The sequence below is a fragment of the Streptomyces sp. WMMC500 genome (genome assembly GCF_027497195.1).
Lineage (GTDB): Bacteria > Actinomycetota > Actinomycetes > Streptomycetales > Streptomycetaceae > Streptomyces.
Genome location: NZ_CP114905.1, coordinates 2,787,817 through 2,807,064, shown reverse-complemented (window position 1 = coordinate 2,807,064; position 19,248 = coordinate 2,787,817). Strand labels below are relative to the sequence as shown.

At 76.8% G+C, this 19,248-nt stretch carries 17 protein-coding genes; 8 read left to right on the top strand and 9 right to left on the bottom strand.

Annotated elements, in window-relative coordinates; genetic code table 11:
• Genes O7599_RS11525 through O7599_RS11515 form a run of 3 tightly spaced genes read left to right on the top strand, consistent with a single transcriptional unit; the run spans position 1 to position 5,234 of the window.
• On the top strand, positions 1–828 hold the full coding sequence (locus O7599_RS11525) for a hypothetical protein (protein ID WP_281622050.1): 828 nt from the start codon (positions 1–3) through the stop codon (positions 826–828).
• Entirely contained in the window at positions 825–2,993 is a 2,169-nt protein-coding gene (locus tag O7599_RS11520) for a bifunctional serine/threonine-protein kinase/ABC transporter substrate-binding protein (RefSeq protein WP_281622049.1), read from the top strand. Before O7599_RS11525 ends, O7599_RS11520 begins: the two co-directional genes overlap by 4 nt.
• Positions 2,994–3,005: 12 nt before the next feature.
• The gene (locus O7599_RS11515; RefSeq protein WP_281622048.1) at positions 3,006–5,234 is read left to right on the top strand and encodes a bifunctional serine/threonine-protein kinase/ABC transporter substrate-binding protein; all 2,229 of its coding nucleotides are present in this window, start codon (positions 3,006–3,008) and stop codon (positions 5,232–5,234) included.
• Between the two features lie 15 nt (positions 5,235–5,249).
• Here the strand turns inward: O7599_RS11515 and O7599_RS11510 are convergent, their stop codons facing one another.
• The 3 genes from O7599_RS11510 to O7599_RS11500 all read right to left on the bottom strand — a co-directional run bounded on the left by O7599_RS11510 (position 5,250) and on the right by O7599_RS11500 (position 7,345).
• On the bottom strand, positions 5,250–6,077 hold the full coding sequence (locus tag O7599_RS11510) for an SAM-dependent methyltransferase (protein WP_281622047.1): 828 nt from the start codon (positions 6,075–6,077) through the stop codon (positions 5,250–5,252).
• 84 nt (positions 6,078–6,161) lie between these two features.
• A complete protein-coding gene (locus tag O7599_RS11505) occupies positions 6,162–6,455 on the bottom strand; it encodes a DUF397 domain-containing protein (RefSeq protein WP_281622046.1) in 294 nt (97 codons plus the stop codon).
• On the bottom strand, positions 6,452–7,345 hold the full coding sequence (locus tag O7599_RS11500; RefSeq protein WP_281622045.1) for a helix-turn-helix transcriptional regulator: 894 nt from the start codon (positions 7,343–7,345) through the stop codon (positions 6,452–6,454). The genes O7599_RS11505 and O7599_RS11500 overlap by 4 nt, the downstream gene beginning before the upstream one ends.
• Positions 7,346–7,600: 255 nt before the next feature.
• Here O7599_RS11500 and O7599_RS11495 point away from each other — a divergent pair, with 255 nt between their 5' ends.
• Positions 7,601–8,047: an ATP-binding protein gene (locus tag O7599_RS11495; RefSeq protein ID WP_281622044.1), complete on the top strand. Its 447-nt coding sequence runs from the start codon at positions 7,601–7,603 to the stop codon at positions 8,045–8,047.
• Positions 8,048–8,119: 72 nt separating this feature from the next.
• Here O7599_RS11495 and O7599_RS11490 read toward each other — a convergent pair whose 3' ends face one another.
• A complete protein-coding gene (locus tag O7599_RS11490; RefSeq protein WP_281622043.1) occupies positions 8,120–11,290 on the bottom strand; it encodes a BTAD domain-containing putative transcriptional regulator in 3,171 nt (1,056 codons plus the stop codon).
• Between the two features lie 107 nt (positions 11,291–11,397).
• On the opposite strand from O7599_RS11490, the gene O7599_RS11485 reads away from it, so the two are divergent.
• The gene (locus tag O7599_RS11485) at positions 11,398–11,994 is read left to right on the top strand and encodes a DUF6506 family protein (RefSeq protein ID WP_281622042.1); all 597 of its coding nucleotides are present in this window, start codon (positions 11,398–11,400) and stop codon (positions 11,992–11,994) included.
• A gap of 30 nt (positions 11,995–12,024) precedes the next feature.
• Here O7599_RS11485 and O7599_RS11480 read toward each other — a convergent pair whose 3' ends face one another.
• From O7599_RS11480 to O7599_RS11460, 5 genes are all read right to left on the bottom strand, one after another.
• Positions 12,025–12,537, bottom strand: a complete 513-nt coding sequence (locus O7599_RS11480; protein WP_281622041.1) for a hemerythrin domain-containing protein — start codon at positions 12,535–12,537, stop codon at positions 12,025–12,027.
• 212 nt (positions 12,538–12,749) lie between these two features.
• Positions 12,750–13,790, bottom strand: a complete 1,041-nt coding sequence (locus O7599_RS11475; protein ID WP_281622040.1) for a TIGR03086 family metal-binding protein — start codon at positions 13,788–13,790, stop codon at positions 12,750–12,752.
• The gene (locus tag O7599_RS11470; RefSeq protein WP_281622039.1) at positions 13,787–14,176 is read right to left on the bottom strand and encodes a metalloregulator ArsR/SmtB family transcription factor; all 390 of its coding nucleotides are present in this window, start codon (positions 14,174–14,176) and stop codon (positions 13,787–13,789) included. The genes O7599_RS11475 and O7599_RS11470 overlap by 4 nt, the downstream gene beginning before the upstream one ends.
• Before the next feature lie 98 nt (positions 14,177–14,274).
• Complete coding sequence (locus O7599_RS11465; RefSeq protein WP_281622038.1) at positions 14,275–14,682, bottom strand: DCC1-like thiol-disulfide oxidoreductase family protein; 408 nt, start codon at positions 14,680–14,682, stop codon at positions 14,275–14,277.
• Positions 14,660–15,841: a methyltransferase gene (locus tag O7599_RS11460; RefSeq protein WP_281622037.1), complete on the bottom strand. Its 1,182-nt coding sequence runs from the start codon at positions 15,839–15,841 to the stop codon at positions 14,660–14,662. Before O7599_RS11460 ends, O7599_RS11465 begins: the two co-directional genes overlap by 23 nt.
• Before the next feature lie 278 nt (positions 15,842–16,119).
• On the opposite strand from O7599_RS11460, the gene O7599_RS11455 reads away from it, so the two are divergent.
• The 3 genes from O7599_RS11455 (at position 16,120) to O7599_RS11445 (ending at position 19,217) form a co-directional block, all read left to right on the top strand.
• Positions 16,120–16,422, top strand: a complete 303-nt coding sequence (locus tag O7599_RS11455) for a hypothetical protein (RefSeq protein ID WP_281622036.1) — start codon at positions 16,120–16,122, stop codon at positions 16,420–16,422.
• A 159-nt stretch (positions 16,423–16,581) separates the two neighbouring features.
• Positions 16,582–18,660 (top strand): alpha/beta fold hydrolase, encoded by a 2,079-nt coding sequence (locus tag O7599_RS11450; RefSeq protein ID WP_281622035.1) that lies wholly within the window; start codon positions 16,582–16,584, stop codon positions 18,658–18,660.
• A complete protein-coding gene (locus O7599_RS11445; protein WP_281622034.1) occupies positions 18,657–19,217 on the top strand; it encodes a hypothetical protein in 561 nt (186 codons plus the stop codon). The genes O7599_RS11450 and O7599_RS11445 overlap by 4 nt, the downstream gene beginning before the upstream one ends.
• Positions 19,218–19,248 lie beyond the last annotated feature (31 nt).

The following is a 19,248-nucleotide window of genomic DNA, read 5'->3' as shown; positions in this document are numbered from 1 at the left end:
GTGCTGCTCGCAGCCGTGTTGGCCCTCGCGAGCTGCACGGGCGGCGACGGGGAGCCCTCCGGCGGTCCCTCGCAGTCCTCCGGTACGAAGGGCGGTGCGAGCCCGGCGCCGACCTCCGCGCTCGACGCCGACCCGGCGAAGGCGCCGCGGGACCGCGCCGCCGCGCGGGCGCTGGCCGGCGAGGTCATCGCCGACCCCGCGCAGTTCGGCCCCGAGGCGGTCCGGGCCACGCCGTACGAGAGCGACCCCGGCCGGCGGCCGGTCCTCGGCGACGACTGCGTCTGGCGGCAGGAGCCGCTGCCCGACGGCGTACTCGCCACGCTCTCCCGGCACTTCGAGGTCCCGCCCGCGGCCGGGAAGGACACCGCCCGGCTGCTGGCCGTGGTCACCGTGCACCGCACCGCGGAAGAGGCCGACTGGGAGAACGCCGGGATGCTGGAGGAGATGCTCCGCTGCCCCGAGCAGCAACTCGGCGCCGGTGAACGGCTCAAGGACCTGATCTCCTCCGCCTCCTACTACGGCGACTCCGCGAACCTCTACGCCGACGACGTGCTGCGGGAGAGCGGCGACTACCGCGGCGCGGGCGCGGCGGCGACCCCGTACGCCTGGATGCAGATGCGGCTCGGCCAGGTCACCGTCTCGGTCTCGGTCCGGGCGGGGCGGGGGTACGACATGGCGGAGGCCCAGGACATCGGGCGGGAGGCGGGGATCCGGATGCTCCAGCGGGTGGAGACGGCGCTCGGACGCGACGGGGCCGGGGGAGAGGACACGGAGGGCATGGGCGCGGACGGCGGGCAGGACGGCGGCGCGGAGGGGAACGGCCGGTGACGGAGCAGCTCACGCCCGCGGATCCGGTACGGATCGGCGGCCACCGCCTCCTGGCCCGGCTCGGCGCCGGCGGCATGGGCGTGGTCTACCTCGGCCGCGCGGACACCGGCGACCTGGCGGCGGTCAAGGTGATCCGCCCGGAGTACGCCGCGGAGCCCGACTTCCGGGCCCGGTTCCGCCGCGAGGTCGCCGCCGCCCGGCGGGTGCGCAGCCCGTGGGCCGTGCCCGTCACCGGCGCCGACCCGGAGGCCGAAGCCCCGTGGCTGGCCACGGCGTTCGTGCCGGGCCCCGCCCTCGCCGAAGCCGTCGCCCGCTGCGGCCCGCTGCCGGAGCGCGGCACGCGGATCCTCGGCAAGATCCTCGCCCGGGCGCTCGCCGCCGTGCACGCGGCCGGGCTCGTCCACCGGGACGTCAAGCCCGGCAACGTGCTGCTCGCCGTGGACGGCCCGCGGCTCATCGACTTCGGCATCGCCCGCTCCCCGGAGGAGACCGCGCTCACCTCGCCGGACGCCGTCGTCGGCACCCCGGGGTTCCTCGCGCCCGAGCAGGCCCTGGGCAGCGAAGCCGGCCCCGCGGCCGACGTGTTCGCGCTCGGCTGCGTCCTGGCGTACGCGAGCACCGGGCGGCCGCCGTTCGGCTCCGGCGCCGTGGACGCGCTGCTGTACCGCACGGTGCACGACGAGCCCGACCTGACCGGCGTCCCCGACGGCGTGCGGGAGGTGGTGGCCCGCTGCCTCGCCAAGGACCCCGCCGCCCGCCCGACCCCCGCCGAACTCGACGAGGCCCTGGTCGAGGACGCGCCGGAGGGCACCGCGGAGTGGCTGCCCGACGAGGTCGTACGGCTGATCGCCGACCGCTCCGCCGCGATGCTGGCGCTGCCGGACATCGACGCCACCGTCGCCGAGTCCGCCGAGTCCGCCGAGTCCGCCGAGTCCGCCGAGACCACCGAGTCCGCAGGAGCGTCCGAAGCGGACTCCGGGGCCACCGGCCGCCGCCGGTTCCTCGTCCTGGGCGCCGGCGGCGCGGCGCTGCTCGCGGCCGGCGGGGGCGCGGCGCTGTGGGCCGGCCTGCGCGACGACGGCGGGTCCGGCTCCGCCGCACGCCGGTGGGCCCTCGGCGTCCAGGCCGACCTGAGCGGGCCGCAGCGGGCGGCGGGGCGGGCGCAGGAGCGCGGCGTGCGGCTGGCCGTCGAGCAGTTCAACGCCCGCCCGCGCCGCCCCTTCGAACTGGACGTCGCCGTGGCCGACGACCGCGGCGACCCCGCCGCCGCCGAGCGCGCCGCCCGGCGGCTCGCGGCCGACCGCGACGTGCTGGCCGTCGTCGGCTCCACCGGCGACAAGACCACCGGCGCGGCCCTCGGCGCGTACGACGCGCGGCGCATCCCGCAGCTCACGGTCTCCTCCGCCCAGGGCGCGTACGGCACCGCCTCCCGCCGCTCCCTCCTGCAGACCGTGCCGACCTACGGCACCACCAGCCTGCCCGCCGCGCTGATGCTCCAGGCCGAGGGCGTGCGCCGGGCGGCCATGGTGATCGACCGGGCGGCGGGCGAGTTCGCGTGGGAGGAAGGCCACCTGGCGTACAAGACGCTCGGGCTGGTGGACATCGAGGTGCACCCGCGGGTGGTGCCGCGCAGCGCGGCCTCGCCCGTCGAGGTGCTCACGGACGTGCTCGACCGGGAGCCGGACGCCGTCTACTACGCGGGTTCCCCGCGGCGCGGCGCGGACTTCGCGCGCACGCTCGCCGCGCGGGGCTTCACGGGCGTACGGGTCCTCGGCTACCCGGCCGCCGGGCCGGAGTTCACGGCGCGGGCCGGCGCGGCGGCGGACGGCTGGCAGATGTACGCGCCGTACATCGACCCGGGGGCGAAGCCGGTCGCGGCGTTCGCCGAGGCGTTCCGCGAGCGCTACGGGCAGCCCCCCGGGCGCTGGGCGGCCGAGGCGTACGACGTGACGCGGATGGTGCTCGACCGCCTCACCGAGGCGGTGCGGGGCGGTCGCCGGCCGGCGAGGGGGAGGCTGTTCGAGCTGCTGGCGAAGGGCACGTACCGCGGGATGGTCAGGGAGTACGTGTTCCAGGACGGCTATCTGCAGGGCGTCGAGATGTTCCACTACCGCGTCGCGGACGGCCGCTTCGGCTACGCCGGCCCCGCCGACGTGGGTGAGTGAGGGGCCCGTGCCGTGCGCGCGCTGACCCCCGACGACCCCGGGACCCTCGGCGGCCACCGGCTGCTGGCGCGGCTCGGCGCCGGCGGCATGGGCGTGGTCTACCTCGCCAGGACGCCCGGCGGTGCGCTGGTCGCCCTGAAGGTGATCCGCGCCGAGCACGCCGCCGACCCGGGCTTCCGCGCCCGCTTCCGGCGCGAGGTGACGGCGGCGGGCCGGCTGCGGGGGCGCTGGCTGGTGCCGGTCGTCGCCGCCGACGCGGAGGCCCGGGAGCCCTGGCTGGCCACGGAGTTCGTGCCGGGTCCCACGCTGACGGAGACGGTGGACGGGTACGGGCCGTGGCCGGAGCGTGCGGTCCTGCGGCTCGGCGCGTACCTGGCCGGGACGCTCGCCGACGTCCATCGCGCGGGGCTCGTCCACCGGGACGTCAAGCCCGGCAACGTCCTGCTCACCCTCGACGGCCCCCGGCTCATCGACTTCGGCATCGCCCGGGTGGCGGGAGCCACGGCGCTGACCGAGAGCGACGTGGTGATCGGCTCCCCGGGCTACCTCGCCCCGGAGCAGGCCCGCACGGGCACGGGCGACGTGGGCCCGCCCGCGGACGTGTTCGCGCTCGGCTGCGTGCTGGCGTACGCGGCGTCGGCCCGCCGTCCCTTCGGCACGGGCAACCCGGCGGCGGTGCTCTTCCGCACGGTCCACGAGCCCCCGGACCTGTCCGGGGTGCCGGAGGGCGCGCTGCGGGGGTGGGTGGAGCGGTGCCTGCGGAAGACGCCGGAGGAGCGGCCGGCGGCGGCGGAGTTGGCGGCGGGTCTGTCGGCGGTGCTGTCGGCCGCGCGGCCGGTGGATGAGCCGGAGCCGGGGCCGGAGGCGGCGAGGGCGGACACCCCGCCGGACGCCACCGTGGTGGATGCCGCGAGCTGGCTGCCGCCCGCGGTGGTGCGGATCGTCGCGGAGCGCTCCGCCCGGGCGCTCGACATCCCCGCCCCCATCGGGGACGCCCCCGCCACCTCCTCCGAGGAGCCGGCGCCCGGTCCGGCCGGCCGGCCTCCGGCCCGCCCCACCCGGCGGCGGTTCCTCGCCGCCGGGACCGCGGCCGCGGGGATCGCGGGGGCCGGGCTGCTCGCGTACGGGCTCAGCCGCGGCGGCACGTCGGGCGCGGGCACCCCTCCCGTGCACACCCTCGGGCTGCACGCCGACCTCAGCGGCCCCGGGAAGGACACCGGCCGGGCCCACGAGCGCGCCGCACGGCTGGCCGTCGACCGGCACAACGCCCGCGACGACGCCGGCTTCCGCCTCGCGCTGGAGGTCGCCGACGACGGCGGCGACCGGGAGGGCGCCGCCCGCGTCGCCCGGCGGTTCGCGGACGACGCCGCCGTACGGGCCGTCATCGGCCCGACCACCGACGCCGCCGCCCGGGCAGCCGCGGGCGTGTACCGCGCCGCCCGGCTCGGCGCCGTGCTCGTCAACCTCGACGGCACCGGTGTCCCGGAGGCCGACGCGGAGACGCTCGCCGTCACCCGGGCGGCCGAGGAACTGCTGCCCGCGGCCTTCCTCGTCTACCTGAGCAACGTCGGCTCCGTCACCCGGACCGCCGTCGTCCGCGACGAGAGCGACGCGGCCTGGGAGTTCGCCCAGGCCGTGAACGACAACCCGCCGGGCGGCGGCAGCGTCACCGTCCACGGCACCGAGGACGGCATCGCCGCCGCCGTCGGCTCCGCGCTCTCCCAGGACCCCCAGGCGGTCCTCTACGCCGGCGGGTCCCCGGCGAACGCCGCCCGGTGCGCCCGCGCCCTGAAAGCCGCGGACTTCACCGGCCCGCGGGGCGGCACGTGGCAGACGCTGGGGCCCGCGTTCCTGTCGGCGGCCGGTGCCGCCGCGGCCGAAGGCTGGCTGTGCGCCACCCCGTTCACCGACCCCGCCGCGGCGGGGGACTTCGCCGCCGCCTACCGGGACGCGTACGGCACCGCGCCGTCGCGCTGGGCGCCCGAGGCGTACGACGCGGTGGGCCTGGTCGCGGCGGCGGTCGCCCGGCTCAAGCGGACCGCGGTGGACGACACCGTCGAGCGCGGGGCCCTCGCGCAGGAGCTGTTCCGCGACGCGTACCGCGGCGTGGTCAAGGACCTGCGTTTCGCGCAGGACCGGACACACCAACCGGAGCTGTCGGGATCCCTCTTCCTCTATGAGGTGCGCGACGGCGCGTTCGCCTTCCTCGGCCCGTACGACGAGGTGCGGCAGGCAGGCTGAGCCCGCCGCACCCCCCTACACCTTCCGCGCCACCGCCGCGTACTGGGACACCTCCGCGTCCAGCGCCGCCGCCTCGGCGTCGGCCGGCGGATCCCCGTCCGGCTTCCAGCGGTGCGGCGCGACCAGCCCGGGGGCGACCAGATCGAGACCCGCGAAGAACGGCTCTATCGAGCCCTTCGGGCGCGCGGTCAGCGGGATGCCCTGCCGGTGGTAGATGTCCTGGACGTGGCCGATCTGTTCCGGGTCGAAGTCGGTCGTGCCGTGCGACAGCGCCAGGAAACTGCCCGGTGCCAGCGGCTTGAGCAGCGTCTCCATGATGTCGTGGGGCGCGTCGCGGTCCGGGATGAAGTGGAACAGCGCGTTGCAGGAGAGCGCGACCGGCCGGTCGAGATCCAGCGTGCTCCGTAACTCGGCGGCTTCCAGGATCGTGTGCGGCGCGGTGACGTCCGCGTGCAGATAGGCGGTGCGGCCCTGCGGGGTGCTGGTCATCAGCGCCTCGGCGTACCGCAGCACCAGCGGGTCGTTGTCGGTGTAGACGACCCGCGCGGCCGGGTTCACGTCCTGGGCGACCTGGTGGAGGTTCGGTTCCGTGGGTATGCCGGTGCCGATGTCGAGGAACTGGTCGATGCCGGCCTCGGCGGCCAGCCAGTGCGTCGCGCGGCGCATGAACGCGCGGTTGACGCGGGCGGCGGTACGGGCCTGGGGCCAGACGGAGAGCACTTGCCGCGCCGCGTTGTGGTCCACCTCGTAGTTGTCGTGCCCGCCCAGGATGTAGTCGTAGATGCGGGCGGGGTGCGCCCGGGTCTGGTCGACGTGGGCGGGGTGTGCGGTCTCGTCGGTCACGTGGTCGGTCCGTTTCGGTCGCGCCGGCGCTCGGCGGTGGGGGGCGGCGTACGGGACGCGCGTGGGTCGGCGGCCGGGGCCCGCTCAGGAGAGCAGGAAGTCCGCGTCCCCGTTCTTGATCCCCTCGATGAACGCGCGCATCTCCGCGGCGGTGTAGATCAGCGCGGGGCCGCCGGCCGCGGTGCTCTGGCGCAGCGCCACGCGGCCGTCCGCGAGCCGCTTCGCCTCGACGCATGCGTCGCCGTTGGGGCCGCTCCACGGCTTGTCCCAGCCGTCGGTGCCGAGGTCGCGCGCGGGCATGCCGTTGTACACCTGCCCTCCCGCCGGTGTGCCGGTGCGGTCGGCGTCGTCGGTGCCGGGCGTGTGCGTCATCCTCATACTTCCTTCCGGATGTTGGCGATGATGTTCTCGGTCTGATGTGCCGGCGGTGCCTGCGTGGATATCCGGTTGAGGGCTTCCAGGCACTGGGAGACCAGCGCGGTGTCCTCCACGTAGGCGGGTCCTGTCAGGCTCTCGCTGTAGCCGAAGTCGCCCAGCTCCGGGGCGGGGAAGCGCAGCAGGTGCAGCGGGCCGTACATGGCCGGGTGCGGGCCGGTGTCGAACGGGAGCACCTGGAGGGTGACGTTCGGCATCCGGGCGGTCTCCACCAGCCGGTCGAGCTGCGCGCGCATCGTCTGCGGCCCGCCCACGGTGCGGCGCAGGGCCGCCTCGTCGACGATGGCCCACAGCCGCAGCGGCTTCGGCTCGCGTATGAGCAGCCCCTGGCGCCGCATGCGCAGGGCGACACGGCGTTCGCGCTCCCCGGCGGCCAGCGGAAGGTGTCCCGCGGACAGCAGGGCGCGGGCGTAGTCCTCGGTCTGGAGCAGGCCGGGCACGCAGTGCGGCTCGTACGCGCGGATGAGGGTGGCCGCCGACTCCAGGCTCACGTACAGGCCGAAGTTCTCCGGCAGGACGTCGCGGAACCGGTGCCACCAGCCGGGCTTGTTGGCCTCCTCGACGAGGTCGAGGAAGGACTCGATGTCCTCCTGCGGCAGCCCGTAGGTGCGCAGCAGCTTCTCCACGGACGCGTACTTCAGGCCGACTTCGGCCTTCTCCATGCGCCGGACACTGGTCGCGTTGACGCGTAGCGCCCTGGCGGCCTGCTCGGGGGTGAACCCGGCGGTCTCGCGCAGGTGCTGCAGGCGGCGGCCCAGCACGAGCTGGCCGGCCGTGGGGGCCGACTGGCCGGATGCGCCCGCCGTGCCCGCCTCGGAGCCCGCTCGCGCCATGGGACCGCACCTCCCCGGCCAACTCGGGGCGTTCTCGCCGGATTTGCCGCTGCGCAGTCTGTCACGCCGGTGGGATCGCTCGCAGCGTTATGCATTCCCGCGCGTGCAGTCTGCAAAACGGCGCTTGCGATCTGTGCCGCGCCCACGCATAGTTGCCGTGTGACGCCGTTCACACGGCCGACGCCCGCCGCGCACGAAGCTCCGGGCGGTCGGAGGCCGTGGCCCCCTCGACGGACGTACGGAAGGCACCCGGCCATGGCCTCCTCATCCCACCGCGCGCTCGGCGCCACGGCGGACTTCGACCACGCGGCGCACGGCGAGAGCTTCGAGCTGGTGGCGCGGGCCGAGGCGGCGGCCGAGGCGCGCGCGCACGCCAGGCGGGTGCTCGGCCGCTGGCGGTTATGCGACGACGTGTGCGGCGCCGCGCAGGTGGTGGTCTCCGAGCTGGTGACCAACGCCGTGCTGTACGCCGACGGCGGCAGGATCGTCTGCCGGCTGGCGCTGCGGGCGCCGGGGGTGCGGGTGGAGGTGCGGGACCAGGGCGGCTCGTTCGCCGTCCCGATCCGGACGTTCGCCGGGCCGGAGGACGAGTGCGGGCGGGGGCTGGGTCTGGTGGCGGCCCTGAGCGAGGCGTGGGGGACGGAGCCTTCGGGGGCGGGGTACCTGGTGTGGGCGACGCTCCGGGCGCCGGGGCCGGTGTGAGGAGCACGGTGCGGCTGACGTAGCACGCGGGCGTCCCGGCGGTCGCCGCCATGTCCCGGGGACGCGGGCGTCCTACGGGCCGGGGGCCTCCGCGATACGGGCCGCGATGCGGTCGACGTCGGTGCGTTCCGCCGGCGGCAGGGGGCGGATCCGGGCGGCCTCGGCGAGGAGGCGGGCGGCGCCGGCCCCGTCGCCCGCCAGCGACGCGGCCCCGGCCAGCCCTTCGGTCGCCAGCGCCACGGCCCGCGGGTCGGACGCGGCGCGGGCCAGCGCCAGGCTCTCCGTGTGGTGGGCCCGGGCCTTGTCGGCGTCACCGCGCTGCTCGGCGACGAAGCCGAGTTCGGCGAGGACGTAGGCGAGTCCGGAGCGGTATCCGTCGGCGCGGTGGGCCTGCTCGGCGGCGTGCAGGTGTTCCTCGGCGGCGTCGAGCCGGCCCTGTCTGCGGGCGGAGGTCCCGAGGCCGACGCGGGCGTGGACGACGCCGTGGTGGAAGCCCCGCTCGCGGGCGACGTGCAGGGCACGGCCGTAGTGGGCGTCGGCGCGGGCGTACGCCCCGGCGAGCGCGGCGAGCCGGCCGAGCTGGGAGAACTCCTCCACCACGACGGGCCACAACTGAAGTTCCTCGGCGGCGGCAAGGCCCTCCCGGTGCAGGCGGCCGGCGCGCTCGTAGTCGCCGCCGACCTCGGCGAGCACGCCGAGCAACCGCAGCGCGTGCGCCTGCCCCCACAGGTCCCCGGCCTCCCGGAACAGCTCCCGTGCCTCCTCGCCCTCGCGCCGGGCGGCACCGGTGTCGCCCAGCCGCAACGACTCCCAGCCGAGCACCCCGAGCGCCGCGGCGACGCCCCACCGGTCGCCGGCCCGCCGGAAGTCGGCGAGGGCGCGGTCGACTTCCCGCACCGCGGCGGGCAGATCCCCGCCGTCGGCGCGCGCGAAGCCGAGCAGCCAGCGCTGCCGGGAGGTGCTCGACGGCGGCGCGGCGCCGAGCGGCTCGCCCCCGGGCATGCGCTCCCACGCCTCCAGCGCGGCCCGCCACACGAGCGCCCCGGTACGGCCGGAGCCACCGTCGGCGACCGCGGACGCGGGACCGTCTGCCTCCGGCCGGTCCCGGCCGGGCTCGTGCCCCCCGCCGTGCGACGCGTCCGGGCCCGCGGGGGCGCCGGGGCCGGCGCCGTCCCGGCCCGGGCCTGCCGGACGGTCCCGGAGGTCCGGAGCCCCGGGACGGGTCGCACCGCCCGCCCCGGTCCCGCCGGCCGGCGCGTCCGGCGGGTCCGTCGCCGCCAGCGCGGCGCCGAAGGCGCGGTGGGCCTCCCGGTACCGGCCCCGGAGGAACCAGTACCAGCCCAGTGCCCCGCACAGCCGCAGCGCCGCCCCGCCCTCGTGCCGTGCCAGGCAGCCCGCCAGCGCCGCCCGCAGGTTCGGCGTCTCCGCGTCCAGGCGGCGCAGCCACTCCCGTTGCTCCGGACCGCGGAGCCGGCCGTCCGCCTGCTCCGCCAGGCGCGTGAAGTACCGGGCGTGGCGGGCCGCGTACGCCGTCGCCTCCTCCGCGTCCGCCAGCCGCTCCCGGGCGTACGCCGCCACGCTCTCCAGCAGCCCGAACCGGCCCGCCGCCGGCCCGTCCACGGTGATCAGCGAGCGGTCCGCCAGCGCCGCCACCGTCCCCGCCACGTCCCCGCGCGCGACCCCCGGACCCGCGGCGACCGCCTCGGCCGTCGCCAGGTCGAACCCGCCCGCGCACACCGACAGCCGCCGCAGCACCGCCCGTTCGCCGTCGTCCAGCAGCTCCCAGCTCCAGTCGAACGCCGCGCGCAGCGTGCGCGCGCCCGCGCCGAGCAGCCGGAAGCGGTCGTCGAGCCGGGCCGCGACCTCGCGCAGGCCGAGCGTGCGCACCCGCGCCGCCGCCAGCTCGATCGCCAGCGGCAGGCCGTCCAGGCGCCGGCAGACGGCCGCGATCTCGGCGTCGTCCCCGGTGAAGCCGGGCACGGCGTCGGCGACCCGCTCGCGGAAGAGCCGCACCGCCGCCCGCGCCGCCAGCGGCGCGACGGGCCACTGCCGTTCGCCGGGCACGGCCAGCGGCTCGCGCCCGGTGGCCAGGACCCGCAGCCCGGGGGCCGCGCCCAGCAGCGCCACGACCAGCCGGGCCGCCGGCACGGCCAGGTGCTCGACGGTGTCGAGGACGAGCAGCAGGCGACGGGTGCCGAGCGCGCGGCCCAGGTCGCCGCGTACGCCGAGCGCCCCGGCGATCCGCTCGGCCAGGACGGCCGGGTCCCGCCGGGCCCCGGCGGCGTCGACACCCGCCAACTCCACCACCCGCGCGCCGCCCTCCGCCGCCGCCACCTCCAGCGCCAGCCGCGTCTTGCCGACCCCGGCGGGGCCGGTGAGCGTGACGAGCCGGTGCGCCCGGAGCAGCGCCCGGACCTCGGCGACGGCCTCGTCCCGGCCGACGAGGGCGGCGAGCCCGGCGTACGGCACGGGCCCGCCGGACGGCGCGAGTCCGGCGGGCTCCGCCGGTCCCGGGGACCCGCCCTCTGCCAGCGCCGGGTCCTGCCGCAGCACCGCCGCGTGCACCGCCGTCAGCTCAGGACCCGGGTCCACCCCCAGCTCCCGGGCCAGCCGGTCCCTGATCTCCCGGTACGCGGCCAGCGCCTCCGCCTGCCGGCCGTCGAGGTACAGCCCGCGGATCCGTACCGCGTGCAGCCGTTCGCGCAGCGGATGCGCCGCCAGCATCGCCGCCAGCTCGTCGGCCAGCGCGCCGTGTGCGCCGCGTGCCACGGCCTCCTCCGCCAGCCCCTCGAACGCCGTGACCCGCCGCTCCTCCAGCCGCTCCGCCGCCGCCCGCGCGAACGGCGCCTCCGCGAAGCCCGCGTACGCCGGCCCCCGCCACAGCGCCAGCGCCTCCCCGTGCCGCCCCGCCGCCGCCAGCTCCGCGAACCGGGCCGCGTCCACGCGGTCCGGCTCCGCCCGCAGCCGGTAGCCGTGCGGGGCCCGCTCCACCAGGGCCCGGCCGCCCGGCTCGGCCCGCTCCAGCGCGCGGCGCAACTGGGCGACCTTCGACTGCAGCGCCCCCGTGGCCCCCGCGGGCGGCGTGCCCTCCCACAGGTCCTCGATCAGCGTCTGCGCGGACACCGCCCGTCCGTGGTGCACCAGCAGGTCCGCCAGCAGCGCGCGCACCTTGGCGCCCGGCACGGCGACGTCCTGCCCCGTGTCGGTCCAGACGGCGAGCGGCCCGAGCACACCGAAGCGCATCCGGCGATCGTAAGCGGACGGTCAGCGGACCGTCAGCGCGGCTCCGTAGCGTCGTTGCCGTACCCGCGGAGCGCACCCCGCGCCCCCAGACACCGAGGAGCGACACCATGCCCGAGTCGATCGTGGTCTTCCCGCAGCCCGACGCCGCCCCCGAGGGGACCAGGACCGTCTTCGAGGCCGGCGGGCGGCGCGTGACGCTGCTCGCCGTGCCGGACGAGGCGGAGGCGGCTCCCGCGATCGCCGCTCTGGTGACGGAGGGCGCCGGGCTGGTCGAGCTCTGCGGCGGGTTCGGTCCCGTGGGGGCGGCGAAGGTGATCGCCGAGGTCGGGGACCGGGTGCCGGTCGGGGCGATCGGCTACGGCAGCGAGTCGCTGGCGGCGATCTCCCGGTTCCATCTGACGTTCCTGGCGGGGCAGGACCAGTCGGAGCTGTTCCTGATCCTGCTGCCGGGCGCGGACCCGCGCCGGGACCGGCTGGTCGTCGAGCGCGAGGGCGGCTTCGGCTTCCGCGCGGTGGCGGTGCCGGACCTCGCGGCGGCGGAGCGGGTGGCGCGGGAGGCGGACGTGGGTCTGATCGAGGTCTTCGGCGGCTTCGGCGCCGACGCCGCGGCCCGTATCCACGACGTCGCGGGCGGCACTCCGGTCGGCTCCGTCACCTACGGCATCGAGTCGATGGACGCCGCCGCCGCCTTCCGCGCCGCCTGACCCACCGGATTCCGGCCCGGCGCCCGCCCGTTACCCGCCGCCCCGCGCCGTGCCCGGCAGCCCCAGCAGGTCTTCGGTGCTGCCCGCCTCGGCCGGCAGCGCGTCCAGGGCCTCGACGATCGTCCGCTCCTCGAAGCGGAAGTGCGACTCCACGATCGCGCCGAGCCCCTCCAACTCGCCGCGCACGCGCGCCGCGTCCCGCTCGTGCGGGTCGTCGGGCACCTCGTCGAGGACCCGCTCCAGGCTCTGCAGCAGGCCGCTGACCATGGCGTGGTCCTCCTCCATCTTCTCGATCAGCGGCCGCAGGCCGGGGTGGCGCGCGGCGAGGGCGGGGAACGCGCCGCGGTCCTCGCCGGTGTGGTGCGAGGTCAGGGCGACGCAGAAGGCCAGGCAGTGGGTCTTGAGGTCGCGCGGCCGGGGGCCGCCGGCCAGGTAGTCGTCGGTTTCCCTACGGAGCCGGGCCAGCTCGGCGCGGAGCCGGCGGTGGATGGCGACGAGCTCGTCGCCGAAGGCGACGAGCCGCGCACGGGGTTCGGGGGACATGCCGCCATCCGATCACGGCGGCCCCGGGTTCCGGACCGGGACCCCTGACTTCCCCTAGCGGCGGCGGGTTAAGCGACCGTCAAGTGTCGGCCAAATCCGCGGCATGACCCGGACGCGCGGCTCACCAGCGCATACGCTGCACTGCACGGACCTGTCCCTGCCGCGGGCGGCGCGGCAGGGACAGGAACGGGGCCGGCCGGGGCCCGCCGGGTTCAGGGCGTGCGGCCGATGAAGGCCAGCAGGCGGGTCTGCACGTCGGCGCTCTCCGGGACCTCGACGCGCGGTCCGTAGTGGCCGCTGGCCCGCAGGACCTCGTCCATCGGCAGCATCCCCGCCAGCAGCGCGGCGCACTTGGCCGGATCCAGCCGCTCGTCCTGGCCGGTGGCCCGGGCCAGATCCCAGGTGTGCATGAAGACGTCGGCGGTGTAGAAGCGGTCGATCGCCTGGGCCAGCGGGAGGTCGCCGGTCTCCGGGTGCGACAGCGTCCTGCCCGCCGTGGCCGGGTCGTCCAGGACGGCCTGCACGGCGTCGCTGTGGACCTGCCAGGCCGCCACCGGGTCGTCGTCCACCGCGGGCCCCTTCGGCAGTTCGATGCCGGCGCCCGCCTTCAGGAAGCCGGGGACCCACTCGACGAGGTGCCGTACGACGTCGCGGGCGACCCAGCCCTCGCACGGCGCCGGGTTGTCCCACGCGTCCGCGGGGACGCCGCGGACGCGCGCGGTGAACCCGTCGGCGATCCGGCGGTGTTCGGCCGCCGCGCGGGTGCCGTCGAGCAGGTCGTCCAACTGCTCGTACCCCTCGCGGATGCCGATCTCGGCGCCGCTGGAGATCATGCCGTCGCGGGACTCGAGGGAGTCGAGCAGCGAGGTGGCGGTCAGCCGGGTGCGCCCGCCGAGGTCCTCGAAGACGGCGGTCTCCAGGCTGACGCTGTCGGGCATGCCCTCGTAGGTGAAGGTCTGGACGATGCGCTCGGCGGGGCGCACCTCGTGGAACACGCCGTGGAAGGCGTACTCGTTGCCCTCCTCGTCGGCGTGGACGTAGCGGTACGAGCCGGCGGTGCGGGCGTCGTACCGGTCGATGGTCATCGTCAGCCCGCGCGGGCCGAGCCACTGGGCGACGAGGTCGGGGTCGGTGTGCGCGCGGAACACGCGCTCCGGCGGGGCCTCGAACTCCCGGGTGACCACGATGGTGGGGAGGACCGGGTCGACGGTGATCCCGGTCTCGTTGCGGTGGCGGGTGTGCGTCGTGCTCATGATGCCTCTTCTTTCCGGGGGTTCGTCACCGGCGGCCCGTCCCGGGCGTCCATCCGCTCCAGGACGGCGTCCAGGCGGCGGTAACGGTCCTCCGCCGCGCGCCGGTAGCGCTCTATCCACTTCGTCATGAGGTCGAAGACCTCCGCCTCCAGGTGGCAGGGCCGCCGCTGGGCGTCCCGGCTGCGGCTGACCAGGCCGGCGTCCTCCAGCACGCGGATGTGCTTGGAGACGGCCTGCACGCTGACGTCGTACGGCTCGGCCAGCTCGCCCACGGTGGCGTCGCCCGCGGTGAGGCGGGCCACGATGTCGCGCCGGGTCGGGTCCGCCAGCGCGGAGAACACCAGGGACAGCCGCTCGTCGGGCTCGGGCTCGGGGACCGAGGTCATCTCCACGTCCTCAACTGATCGGTTGAATAAACGCTAGCCCGGTCGTCGCATATGGTCAACCGTTCGGTTGAATAACCTGGTCGGCTGCGATCTGTGCCCTAGGGGCGGTCGACGCCGCAGCTCGCGCCCGAGCGGGCGGGGAGGAAGGGGAAGCGCAGGCGGTAGCGGTTGCGGGAGACCAGGCGGTAGCAGGCGGCGGCGGGGCGGCGAACGGGCCGCGCGGCGAGGGCGCGGCCCAGGAGCCGCCCGGCGCGGTTGCCGCTGCGCAGGGTGCCGGCGATGGCCATCGCGCCGCCCGGCCGGGAGCCCGCGCCGGGGCCTTCGGACGCCTGCTCCGCCTCCTCGACCAGCACCACCTCGCGCAGCAGCCGCTCCTCCGGCACCCCGTACGCCGCCGGGTCCACCGACTGCCACGGCACGATCCGCACCTCGGGCGCGAACCGCCGGCGCCCGAAGTCGGCCCACCCGGTGCAGAAGCCGCAGTCACCGTCGTACAGCAGCAGCATCGCGCGCCTCCTGTGTCTCGTCGTCCGTCCCGCGCGTCCCCTCCAGCATGTGGTGGTGCGGCAGCCCGGGCAAAACCGGGGGCGGCTGCGGCGGCAGCACGAGACCCGCGCGGGCGAACAGCGCGCGGTACTCGGCGAGGGTGCGCTCCCTGCCGGCCGTCAGCACCATCATCTCCACGTCGCTCAGCGCCATCGCCACCTCCGCGTCCGCCCGCGTACGGGCCGCGTCCGCCGCCTCCGGCAGGACCAGCGCGGGCACGAGCACCCGCCCGCCCGGCCGCAGCGCCGCCCGGCAGGCGCGCAGCACGCGCACGCAGTCGTCGTCGCCGAAGTTGTGGAGGACGTTCTTCAGCAGACAGGCGTCGGCCGGGCCGCCCCCGCCCACCGGGACCGCGGCGAAGAAGTCGCCCTCCACCAGCGTGCACCGGTCCGCCACCCCCGCCGCCCGCAGCACCCGCGGCGCGGCGGCGAGGGCGGCCGGCCGCTCCAGCAGGGTGGCGCGCAGGTGCGGGTACGCGCGCAGCAGCGCGGCGAGCAGCGTGCCGTCGCCGCCGCCGACGTCCACGAGGTGCCCGACGCCGCCGAAGTCGAAGCCCGACACCACCGGTGCGGTCTGCGCGGCGGTCACCGTGCCCATCGCCTCGGTGAACCGCGCTGCCAGCGGCCCGTCCGTCTCCAGGGCCGCGAAGAGACCGGCGCCGTGGGCGTGCGCGAAGGCGGAGCCGCCGTCGCGTACGGCGTCCTCCAGCGCGCCGTACGCCTCCCACACCGCCGGGTCGCCGTACAGCTCGGCGAGCCGGCGCAGCCGCGGGTCGTCGCGGAACAGCTCGCCGAGCAGCGTCAGTTCGCAGTACCCGCCGGGCCGTACGGTCAGCAGGCCCAGCGCGGTCGCGGCGCGCAGCAGGCGGCGCAGGGACGGCTCGTGGGTGCCGGTGGCGTGCGCGAGGCGGTCGGCGGGCAGCGGGCCGCCGGCGAGCGCGTCGGGGATGCCGAGGCGGACGAAGGCGGCGGTGATCCGGGAGAGCGCGAAGCCGTAGAGCAGGGTGCCGGTCGCGGCCCGTACGGCCGCGTCCTCCCCGGCTGCCTTCCCGCCGCCGCTCCCGGCTCTGCCGCTGTTCCCGGCCTCGCCAGTGCTCCCGTCGTGCGTCGGCTCGCTCATGCCCCGCCCCTTCCGCTCGGCGTCCTGGTGCCCCGCAACGTAGGACCGCCGCCCGGGCCCGCACATCCGCAGTTCGCCGGAGGGCCCGCCGCGCACGGGCGGGCCACGGGGGATTGACAAACCCGGACCGGAGCGCGACGCCCCCGCCCGTAACCGAACCCGCGCGCCGCGTCAATCCTCAGAACTCCTCCGTACCGGCCGCCAAGACGGTGCATCGGCCGGATGCCGCGCCCCGCCGGCGGACCTAGCTTCGGAGTCTCCCGACGAAAGGAGAGGTCATGACCATGACCCTTCAGCCCCCCACGGCCGCGGACTCGCGCATCGCCGTCTGGGCGCAGAAGAACGCGGCGGAGCACGACGAGCACTTCGTCGCCCCGACCGACCGCGTCGTCCCGGTGCTCTTCACCCCGCTGATCGCGCTGACGGTCGCCGGCGCGGTCGGGTGCGCGCTCGGCCCGGTGACGAGCTTCGTCACCGCCTTCGGCTACCACGACGGCACCTCGCCCGACGCCCCCGACGGCGCCGCGCTCCGGGGACGTTCGGTCGACCAGTTGACCGGCGGCCACCCGGGCATGGTCTGACGGCCGGCCCGCACCTCCGCCGCCGCACGGCCTGACGTCCCGGCACCGCCCGCACCTCGGTACCACCGGCGTCCGGCCGGCCACGGCGCTCCCGGGCGGACGGCACTCCGCCGCCGCCCGGGAGCGCACTGCCGTACCGCCCGAAGGGAGACCCCGCCCGTGACATCCCCCAGCGCTCCGCCCCCCGCTCCGCCCGCCGCCGCGCTCCGGCCGCTCGCCGACCGGCTGTGGGGCGGCCAGGACGCCCTCGACACCGTGTTCCGCAAGCTGGAGCTGATGACCTCGGTCGGCGCCACGGTCGGCGCCGTCGAGCAGCTCGCCACCGCCGACACCCTCGCCGACGACGGCCTGTTCGCCTGGCCCGTCATGCGGCTGCGCGCCCCGATGTGGTGGCGCCGCGCCGGCGAGGAGCGGCTGGAGAAGGTCTTCGGCTACCCCGGCGTCGTCGGCCTGGTGCAGACCCGCGCCCTGACCGGCCTCGGCCTGCTGCTGCCCGGCGCCACCCGGGCGCAGCGCGGCGTGCTCGCCGCGACCATGTGCGGCACCGCGCACGGCCTGCACACCCGCATGGGCGGCTTCGGCCTCGACGGCTCCGACCACCTGACGTTCGTCAACTACGCGGTGTCCGCCGCCGAGAAGGCGTTCGGGCACGACCCGCGGGCTCGCGAGATGCTGGTGCGCTTCCTCGCCGCGCAGGTCTGCATGGCCTACTTCACCTCGGGCGCGGCCAAGCTGATCTCCCCGGTCTGGCGCGACGGCACGGCGATCCCGGAGATCTTCCGCACGAGCACCTTCGGCGACCCGCTCTTCTACCGGGCCGTACGCGACCGGCCGTGGCTGGCGAAGTCGGTGGCGTGGGCGACGATCCTCGGCGAGATGGCGTTCCCGCTGGTGCTGGTCGCGCCGCGGCCGGTGGCGCGCGGGATCCTGGCCGCGGGCACAGCGTTCCACCTCGGCAACGCGCGCTTCATGGGGCTCAACCGCTTCGTGTGGTCCTACTGCTCCACCTATCCGGCGCTCGCGCACGTCTCCCGCTCCCTCGGCCCGCGCGCCCGCGCCGCCACCCCGGCCGGCTCTCCGGCTGCCTCCACGACAGCCTCCCGGGCCGCCTTGCGGATGCCGTCCGCCGCCACCGCCGGCCGGCTGCTCCGCGCCGCCGCCACCCCCCGCGGCGCCGCCGCCGTCACCGCCGGCGCCGGACTCGCGCTGCTGGCCGGCGCCGCCGTACGGCGGGCCGACCGGGTACGCGACGCCCGGCTGCGCCGCGACCCGCCCGGCGAACTCCTCACCGTCGCCGGCCGGACCGTCCACGTCCTGCCCCGCAACTCCGCCGCCGGCCCCTCCTCGGCCGCCGGCCCCTCCGTCGTCTTCGAGAACGGCCTCGCCGCCCCCGCCACCCAGTGGGGCTGGGTGCAGCGCGGCCTGGGTGCGCGGACGCCCAGCGCCGCGTACGACCGGCCCGGCATCGGCTGGAGCGACGCCGCCGACCGCCCGCAGGGCCCGGACGAGGCCGCCGACGTCCTCGCCGGGACGCTCCGCGCCCTCGGGCTGACGCCCCCGTACGTCCTCGTCGGCCACTCGATCGGCGGCCTGCTGATCCGCACCTTCGCCCGCCGCCACCCCGAACTCACCGGCGGCCTGGTGTTCGTCGACGCCACGCACCCGGAGCAGTTCGTCCGCTCCCCGCGGCAGCGCGAGGCGCTGCCATGGATCCGGCAGCGCATGACGACGACCGGGCTGCAGGCGACGTTCGGGCTGCTGCGCCACACCGGCCGCCCGCGGCAGATGAGCGGGCTGCCGGCGCCGCTGGGCGAGGCCACGGCCCGCATCGTGCTCCGGCCGCGGCTGTGGCGCACGGCCCGCGAGGAGCTGGCCGAGTCGCAGCGGACCTGGTGCCCCGACGCGCGGCTGCCGCTGCCCGCGACCGACACGCCGGTCGCGGTGGTCACCGCCGGCGAGACGGTGCGCAGCGACCCGCTGCACGCCGAGTTCCAGCGCGAGCTGGCGCTGCTGTCGACGGTGTCGCGGCACGACGTCGTCGAGGCGGCCGGGCACGAGTCGCTGGTGCTGGACGAGGCGCACGCGGCGCACGTCGTACGGGCCGTCCAGTGGGTGCGTACGCGCGCGGCGAAGCGCGCCGGGGCGCCCGCCGACCGTGCCGTACCGCCGCGGGCTGCGACCGAGCAGACCGAGCAGACCGAGCCGGCGCCCGACGGCGCCCGAGGAGACCGCACATGACCACCACCGCGACCGCACTCCCGCAGACCGCCGCCCGCTACGGGCTCTACGGGGTTCTCGCCTCCTGGCTGGGGCTCACCGCGGCCAAGCAGTTCCGCAAGACCCCGAGGTTCCTCACCCGCATCGACCCGATCAACACGGCGATCCCCGTCACCACGTTCTTCGCCCCCAACCCCGGCCGCTCCGACATCCACGTCCTGGGGCGCGAGCGGCTGGCGGACGGAAGCACCACGCAGTGGTGCGAGTACCCGATGCTGGAGCGGCGCACGATCCGGCACATGCTCTGGCACCCCGGCCGGCGGGTGGAGAAGCTGCTCCCCGACACCGTCTCGGAGCTGACCCAGCTCGCGCTGGACGAGAAGCGCATCGAGGTGCTGCAGTTGACCATCCCCTACCTGGCGCTGCTCACCTTCGTCACGCACCACTGCCCGCATCCGCCGGGCTCCCGGCAGGTGCAGTTCCTCGTGGTGTCCTCCGGCGGCTTCGACGAGGAGGAGGAGCCGCGCACGCTCTTCGCGTCCGACTTCCACGACCTGCCGCCGAGCCGCCGCACCTGACGGCCGTACGCGACCGCCGCGGGCGACCGCA